The organism is Streptomyces monashensis, from assembly GCF_001866665.1.
Lineage (GTDB): Bacteria > Actinomycetota > Actinomycetes > Streptomycetales > Streptomycetaceae > Streptomyces > Streptomyces monashensis.
Genome location: NZ_MLYO01000168.1, coordinates 1 through 2,656 on the forward strand (window position 1 = coordinate 1; position 2,656 = coordinate 2,656).

1 protein-coding gene is annotated in these 2,656 nt (G+C 72.1%); it reads left to right on the plus strand.

All coding sequences use genetic code 11. From position 1 onward, the window contains the following. Nucleotides 1–2,656 (plus strand): SDR family NAD(P)-dependent oxidoreductase (locus tag BIV23_RS44950; protein WP_143079279.1); only part of this gene is annotated, 2,656 nt, incomplete at both ends.

Sequence of the window (2,656 nt, forward strand, 5' to 3'; positions counted from 1 at the left end):
GCCGGCGAGTTTCGCGGTGATGGTGGGCTTGGCGGCGGTGTGGTCGTCGGTGGGTGTGCTGCCGGATGCGGTGGTGGGTCACTCGCAGGGTGAGATCGCGGCGGCGTGTGTGTCGGGGGCGTTGTCGCTGGAGGACGCGGCGAAGGTGGTGGCGCTGCGCAGCCGGGCGATCGGTGAGCGGCTGGCCGGTCACGGTGGCATGGCCTCGGTCGCGCTGAGCGAGGAAGAGGCGGTCGCCGGCCTGGAGCGTTGGTCGGGTCGGGTCGAGGTGGCTGCTGTCAACGGCCCGAACTCCGTGGTGATCGCCGGTGATGCGCAGGCGTTGGACGAGGCGCTGGAAGCTCTTTCGGCTGAGGGTGTTCGGGTGCGTCGGGTGGCGGTGGACTACGCGTCGCACACCCGTCACGTGGAGGACATCCGTGACGCTCTCGGCGAGATGCTGGCCGGTATCGATGCCCAGGCGCCGCTGGTGCCGTTCTATTCGACGGTCACCGGCGGCTGGGTGGAGGCTGGCGGGGTTCTGGACGGCGGTTACTGGTATCGGAATCTGCGGGGTCAGGTCGGGTTCGGTCCTGCCGTGGCGGATCTGCTCGGTCAGGGTCACAGGGTGTTCGTGGAGGTGAGTGCGCATCCGGTGCTGGTCCAGCCGGTCACCGGGATCCTTGACGGGAGTGACGCCGGTGAGGGCGGGGTGGTGACGGGTTCGCTGCGGCGTGAGGAGGGTGGTCTGCGTCGTCTGCTGGTGTCGATGGCGGAGTTGTTCGTGCGTGGTGTGCCGGTGGACTGGACCGGCGTCCTGCCTGCCGGGAGTGCATCGGCACATGTCGACCTGCCGACGTACGCCTTCGACCACCAGCACTACTGGCTCCACACGGCACCGACCGCCACCGACGCGACGTCACTCGGACAGTCGGCGGTCGATCACCCGCTGCTCGGCGCCATGGTGGAACTTCCCCACTCCGACGGCCTGTTGTTCACCTCCCGCCTGTCGCTGAAGTCCCACCCCTGGCTGACCGATCACGCCCTCGGTGGAGTGGTCGTCCTTCCCGGCACGGGCCTGGTCGAGCTGGCCGTGCGGGCCGGTGACGAGGCCGGGTGCACTGTCCTGGAGGAGCTCGTGATCGAGGCGCCCCTCGTGGTGCCCGAGCGCGGCGGGGTGCGCGTCCAGGTGGCCGTGAGCGGGCCGAGCGGGAACGGCTCGCGCACCGTGGAGATCTACTCGCGGCGCGAGGACGCCCCCGGTGACGGGCCGGCGTGGACGCGGCACGCCACCGGCACACTGTCGGACCGGGCTGCGAACCGGGACTCGGACTTCGACTTCGCCGCCTGGCCGCCGCCCGGCGCGGAGCCGGTCGAGATCGGCTCCTTCTACACCGGCCTCGTCGAGCAGGGTTACGAGTACGGTCCCGCTTTCCAGGGCGTGCGTACGGTGTGGCGGCGCGGCGAGGAGCTCTTCGCCGAAGTCGCGCTGACCGAGGAGCAGCGCAAGGACGCCGTGAAGTTCGGTATCCATCCCGCGCTGCTCGACGCCGCCCTGCACGCCCACGCGCTCAGCGGTGCGACGACGGACGGTGGCGCGGTACGTCAGCCGCTCGACTGGAACGGTCTGGTACTGCACGCCGCCGGTGCGTCGGCGCTGCGGGTGCGGCTCCTGCCCGGCGGGTCCGATGCCCTCTCGCTGGAGGCGGCGGACGAGGCCGGCGGCCCGGTGGTGTCGGCGCGGACGGTGGTGATGCGGGCACTGTCCGCCGGGCAACTGTCGAGTCCCGGTGACCCGGTGGCCACCGACTCCCTGTTCCGGGTGGACTGGGCCGAGCTGCCACCGGCCCAGGGCGCGGTGCCCGCGCCGTCGTGGGCGCCGGTGGTTTCGGCCGAGGACGTAGCGGCGCTGTCCGATGCAGGCGGGGTTCCGGCGGTGGCGGTTCTGCAGGCCGTCGGTGGCGACGGCGAGGACGCCGTATTGACGCTGACTTCCCGGGTCCTGGAAGTGGTCCAGGTCTGGCTGAGCGCCTCCGGTGTCGAGGAGTCGCGCCTCGTCGTGGCCACGCGCGGCGCAGTCGCCGCCGGTAGCGAGGCCACGGTGACGGACCCGGCGGGAGCGGCGGTGTGGGGTCTGGTGCGTGCCGCACAGGCCGAGAACCCGGACCGGATCGTCCTGCTCGACACCGACCCGGCGCTTCCGGTCTCCGGCAATGGAGCGGTGCCCGTCCTGGGCGCGGTGCTGGCCTGCGGCGAGCCGCAGGTCGCGGTGCGCGGCGACGCCCTCTCCGTACCCCGGCTGGCCCGTGTCACCGCTCAAGCCCCGGACACGGAACCGGTGTTCGGTCCCGAAGGGTCGGTTCTGATCACGGGTGGCACCGGATCTCTGGGCGCGCTGGCGGCCCGGCACCTGATCTCCCGGTACGGCGTACGCCACCTGGTCCTCGCCAGCCGTCGCGGTCCGGACGCCGAGGGCGTGCGGGAGTTGGTCGCCGAGCTGACCGAGCAGGGCGCGCAGGTCTCGGTCGTGGCCTGTGACGTGTCCGACCGCGACCAGGTCGAGGCGCTGCTGGCTTCGGTGCCGGACGAGCACCCCCTGCGCGGTGTGGTGCACACGGCCGGTGTCCTGGACGCCGGCGTCATCGGGGCACTGACTCCGGAGCGCCTGGCGCGGGTG